Source organism: Clostridium grantii DSM 8605, assembly GCF_900129965.1.
Taxonomy (GTDB): domain Bacteria; phylum Bacillota; class Clostridia; order Clostridiales; family Clostridiaceae; genus Clostridium_AF; species Clostridium_AF grantii.
Genome location: NZ_FQXM01000058.1, coordinates 1 through 5237, shown reverse-complemented (window position 1 = coordinate 5237; position 5237 = coordinate 1). Strand labels below are relative to the sequence as shown.

7 protein-coding genes are annotated in these 5237 nt (G+C 28.5%); 1 reads left to right on the top strand and 6 read right to left on the bottom strand.

The window, feature by feature from the left end; all coding sequences use genetic code 11:
- On the top strand, positions 1–374 hold a 374-nt coding region (locus BUB83_RS22115; RefSeq protein ID WP_073340995.1), incomplete at its 5' end, for a hypothetical protein.
- A 50-nt stretch (positions 375–424) separates the two neighbouring features.
- Here BUB83_RS22115 and BUB83_RS20740 read toward each other — a convergent pair.
- From BUB83_RS20740 to BUB83_RS20715, 6 genes are all read right to left on the bottom strand, one after another.
- On the bottom strand, positions 425–1393 hold the full coding sequence (locus BUB83_RS20740; protein ID WP_073340994.1) for a phospholipase D-like domain-containing protein: 969 nt from the start codon (positions 1391–1393) through the stop codon (positions 425–427).
- 165 nt (positions 1394–1558) lie between these two features.
- Positions 1559–1804, bottom strand: a complete 246-nt coding sequence (locus BUB83_RS20735; RefSeq protein WP_073340993.1) for a hypothetical protein — start codon at positions 1802–1804, stop codon at positions 1559–1561.
- A 221-nt stretch (positions 1805–2025) separates the two neighbouring features.
- The gene (locus tag BUB83_RS20730; RefSeq protein WP_073340992.1) at positions 2026–3777 is read right to left on the bottom strand and encodes a DUF262 domain-containing protein; all 1752 of its coding nucleotides are present in this window, start codon (positions 3775–3777) and stop codon (positions 2026–2028) included.
- A gap of 427 nt (positions 3778–4204) precedes the next feature.
- On the bottom strand, positions 4205–4387 hold the full coding sequence (locus tag BUB83_RS20725; protein WP_073340991.1) for a peptidoglycan-binding domain-containing protein: 183 nt from the start codon (positions 4385–4387) through the stop codon (positions 4205–4207).
- Positions 4388–4413: 26 nt separating this feature from the next.
- Entirely contained in the window at positions 4414–4797 is a 384-nt protein-coding gene (locus BUB83_RS20720) for a HEPN domain-containing protein (RefSeq protein WP_073340990.1), read from the bottom strand.
- Positions 4790–5113, bottom strand: coding sequence for a nucleotidyltransferase domain-containing protein (locus BUB83_RS20715; protein WP_073340996.1), 324 nt, complete (start codon positions 5111–5113; stop codon positions 4790–4792). The genes BUB83_RS20720 and BUB83_RS20715 overlap by 8 nt, the downstream gene beginning before the upstream one ends.
- Between the last annotated feature and the right edge of the window lie 124 nt (positions 5114–5237).

Sequence of the window (5237 nt, the reverse complement as noted above, 5' to 3'; positions counted from 1 at the left end):
CAGCTAAAATACTGGCTAGAGAAAAATATAATCTTACTTTTGAACAGGTAAAAAGAAGATTATTTAATGGTACTGATTATTATTTTGACTCTGCTACTAGACTGTACAAGCATAAGGCGAAAGCCTCCGATACGGCAGAATTCATGAGTTTAGAAGAACTTGATAATCAAATACCTGCAAGGACTGTTAAGAATAGAATTAATGCCTCTACGGAGGCTTCCCCTAATTTACATTTTGATGAAATGGTCAAAGACCTTATTAAAGATAGAATTATGGAATTAAACAAATATGTATCCATTGATCATTCTTCTAGGTGTTTTATTGTTAAAGCAAATAATCTTAAAATTGATGGATATAATTTAGTTGTAATTTGATCCAGGGGGTCAAAATTCAACGTAAATGGGGGTCAATTTTACTTGACAATCTACACTAGCCAGTTATCTCTTAACTTTTTAGGATATAAAACAAGTACATTTTTGTTTTTAAGTTCAAAATACTTAATTACCGCTAATGCTTCAAATGTTTTACCAAGACCAACACTATCAGCAATAATGCAGCCATTGTGCTTACTTATCTTGTTTATAGCCCCTTTTACTCCATCTTTCTGAAAGTCATATAATGTTCTCCATATAACAGTGTCAGTAAATCCTATTTGTTCTTGCAAAATATTTTCTTCTTCTTGCCATTCAAGAAATTCATTAAAAATATTATAGAGAGTAACATAATAAATAAACTCAGGTGAATTTTCTATGTACATTTGTTGAATATATTTTATTACATCATCCTTAACATCTTCAGTTAATTTTTTATTTTTCCAAATCTCATCAAACCATTTTTTTAGATCATTTATGTCTCTATTAGAATCTGTAATAAGATTTAATTCGATATTCTTTTCTTTTCCTAGCCCTAGTCCACTAACTGTAAAATTTGAACTACCCATAACTGATTTTTGTACCCCATTACTTTGCTCAATATGATAAAGTTTCCCATGTAAAAAATCAGGTTTAATCATAGATCTAATTTCAACTTTTTCATTTATCCATTTTACACATTCTCTTGCTACTGAACTTTGATTAAGTTTTTCTTTTAAACTAATGTCATATGAAGAATCTGTAATAAAATTTTCTCTTTCAACATCTTTTTCACTTTCAGATTCTTTTTTAGTAATACAAAAAGATTTTCTTTTATTAATAACATTGTTTGTTACAAAAGTTGGTTCTCCAAATAGAAATTTTAAGCTATCTATATTATCTAGTTTTTCTTTTAGCGCTTTATATGCGTATATTGTGAAATATGCTGAGATTATTGACAACTTAGATTTATCATTAATGTTTTCTTTTAAATATTCTCCTACAGTCCCATTATTCTGATTATCAAGAATTCCAGATTCCATATTAAATCACTTCCAAATTATAATATTTTCTTATTATTATTATTGTAAAACTTATCCATCATATCAATAATTATAACATATATAACATATATTTTTATCTATTACTAATAAATACACGCAAAAAAACTCTTATAATTACATAAGAGTTTTTTTGATTATCAGCATCTATTGAAATATCCCAAGAGTGCAATTTTCATTTTCTTCTGCTATCTTTCTTGCTTCTATAATATCCATTCCATAGTATTCCCTTGCACATATATTTCCAAAGTTTAGTTTTCTTATTTTCTTTAGTGCTTCTCTTACTATTGAACTAGTTTTTGCCTTGTTATCAAAATACTCTATACTACTTTCACTTTTTCCAGTATGACTATTAATTATAACGCTATATATTGCTATTCTTTCATTTTCCACTTCAACCTCAGATAATATATCCGCTTCACATCTAAAAGTCTTATTGTCCTGACTCTTAAACGCTTATATATTTTCATAGTTTATCCTTACATTACTATATCTACTATACCTATACATCCTTCCCTCATATACATCTTAGATTTAATTTCATATTTTTTCATAAACGTAACAGATTAAAATTTAAAAACAGCACATATAGAATCAATCAATAGCCTCATTCATTATAATAACGCCTGTTGTAACTTATCAATTATAATTTTTTCTCTTTCCTCTAAGAATTGCTGAAAGTTTATAATACCCAAATTCATATGTTTAGGTATATAGTGTTTAGTCTTATACTCATCTACTGCACCTGCAGGAATAGTTTCATCAATCCACTTATCAAAATCCATATTACTTTTTTCTATATTGGGGATAGATTCTAAAAGTTGTAAATTCCCTATGTAATTATAATTCTCTAAATATAACCCAATGCTTTCAGATGGTACTCCACGTTTCTCTAATTTCCTTTTTGTAAAGCCACTTTTAGCAAATATATGATCTATATGAAAGTTATTTCTCAAATCTGCCCATGGATATAAAATCGACATAATTACCAAAGTATTTCCTTGTCCATATTTACTATACATCAAGTTATTTATTTCATCACTTGTGAATGCTAAATTTCTATTACCGCCTTTAAAGTGCTGAATAATTTGCTCTAGTGGAAATTCTCCAGTATCATTTTTAATAATAATATCTCGAACTGGCTTCAATACCCCATCAGGCATAAAGCTAAATACTCTTTTTAATAGAGAAAGAGTAAACCATTTTTTAATTTTTGCTCTATCATTAATTTTGGAGCTACTAATTTCAAAGTTATCTGGTAGTCCAATATGTTTCAGATAATAAGCAATCGGAATAATAAGATTATTAGAAGTAATATTCTCTCGACTAAATCCAAAGCTTGCAATTAATCTCATTGCATCTCTTATTGCTTTAGTTATATCATCCCAATCAGCTTGTATTTTCAACATATTACTTTTATTAAAGTTATCCACCTTAAAAGAAATATCACTAAAATCACTCAGTACTAAACAAGCCTTTAAAACAAAATCTTTATTAACATTAAATCCTCGTCCAATTTCATTAATTTCATCAACAAACTGATTAATTTCTTCCCTTGCATCCCTTTTATCCCATTGAGCTGTTGCGAAAGATAACAATAAATCAGAATAATTCAATGTAGTACCTCCGCTATTTACACGAATAAAAATATTTAATACTTTATCTAATTCCTTACTTTGTTCTAGATAATAACTAATAATAGCTGTAGTATGTATTACGGAATGAAGCTTAAATAGTGCCCTATTTGCAAATTTCGCCTTAGCTTTATCTTGATTAGAAGACAAATCATTTTCAATTAGATATTCATTAACCTCACTTTGTTCTTTTAGGTCAAGTATCTTCCCTACAGGAAACCAATGGTGTTCTAAATCATCCTCTTTGTTTTCTGCTTCACTCTCTGTTAAAAATTCAAATTCATATTCATTCTCTGGATCCTCAGAAGCTGTTAAAAGATTAAGATACAATTTTCTAACAGGATATGCTTGGTCATTATCCCAACGTTTATAAGAAAGCTTATAAGCATACGATCCTTTTAATCCTATATAAAGTGAAGTCAATCTTTGCTGCCCATCTAAAATGGCAATAATATCCTCACTGCCATTTAAATTCGCCTTTTCATTATGCCTTTTCTTCCGTTGATGATAATCTCTTAAAAATTCATAAAATCTAAACTCATTTATATTTTCCTTAGAAACTTTCCAAAATAAAAATGCATTAATAGGATAATCCCTCATCAAACTATCAAATAATTTTGTAATTTGATTTGTGCTCCATACAAATTCCCGTTGAATTGATGGAAGTAAATATTTTTTAGAATCGATATTTGTAATTACTTCGCTTATTGTAAGTGGTGTTTGAAATGCCATAGTACTTCCCCTTTATATATGTTATTTTTAGTAATTAAATCTCAACATATTTCTTCATATATATATTTTTTTTCATAATCTTCGTAAATTTAGATATCGAAAAGAGTTCCACATATTTTATTTCTCTTCATTCTGTTCAATTTATTATAACTACTTCTTACGTCAAAATATTTGTACCACATTTTACATATTTTTTAATTATTTTGGATTTGTGTTTTAATTTGTATTATAACTAAATTCCGAAAGCCGTTCTTTCATTAAAATGTAAGAAATTCAATATGGACTTGCATTAAATTATTGACATGTATTTCTATCCGATGCATACTTTGATCAGGTGGAGGGTTTTATCCTGTACCACTCTTATTTATAAAAGCCAATTCAATTGAGTTGGCTTTTATTCTTTAAATTTTATTTATTTTTAAAGTATTTATAATACAACTATTTGATTTACTTGGCTAACCTTACTGTCCAAACAACCTCCCCCAACAACACCATCAACCCCAACCCCAACATACCCCTGAAACTTCCTAACAGCTTTCTCAGTATCCCCACCAAAATACCCATCAGCTCCACAACGACCAACATCTCTTTCTAGGTACCCGTAAAACAAACAAAATTAAAGGTAGTCATAGTTGACTACCCTAATATTTTTTGTATGAATTTTTCTATTCTTTCTGCACTACTAATAGCACTCTTTACATCATCTTCATTTACTTCCAACTGATATGGATATCTAACTTGCACTCCATATGGAACAAGCTCAATGCAATCATCTTCAATATCATTAAAACTACAGTTTATATCTCTACATTTAGAATTAAGCAATACTAAATCATGAGTCTTTTCAACTTTGTTTCCAATTGCAATAAGATACCCTTTTATATATTTTTCAGCACTTTGTTCACAATGATAGCATATAATTTCTAATGGCTTTGGATACATATTCATTAAAAACTTAGCTGACTCTAAATCTCGTTTTGCAAATTCAAACCATTCTTTAGCTATCTCTTTGTTATCCATAAAGTTTAACTCCCTGAAGTAAAATTTCATGTTCCATAGTGCACTCTGATTTAGCTCTTTCATTAAATTCATCACTATAATAAACTAATAAATCAACTGGCATAGTCGCCACTTTAGATATTGATTTTCTTATTAATTTCATGATTTCAATTTTTCTTTTGCTTTTATCATTGGTTACTACACATATGTCTAAATCGCTATCTTCATTAGGATTTCCATAGGCATAAGATCCAAACAGATAAATAGAATTTACATCTGATACTTCATTTATTTCTTTTAATAAATTATCTAACTCAATCTTCACATTATATGGCATAAATTTCACCTACCTATCTCCACTATATTCCTTTACTTATATTATACACTATAATCAAGACTAATAATCACTCTATTTTTATTCGGATGCTCCTCATAAAACTCTACCCAAACAACCTCCCCCA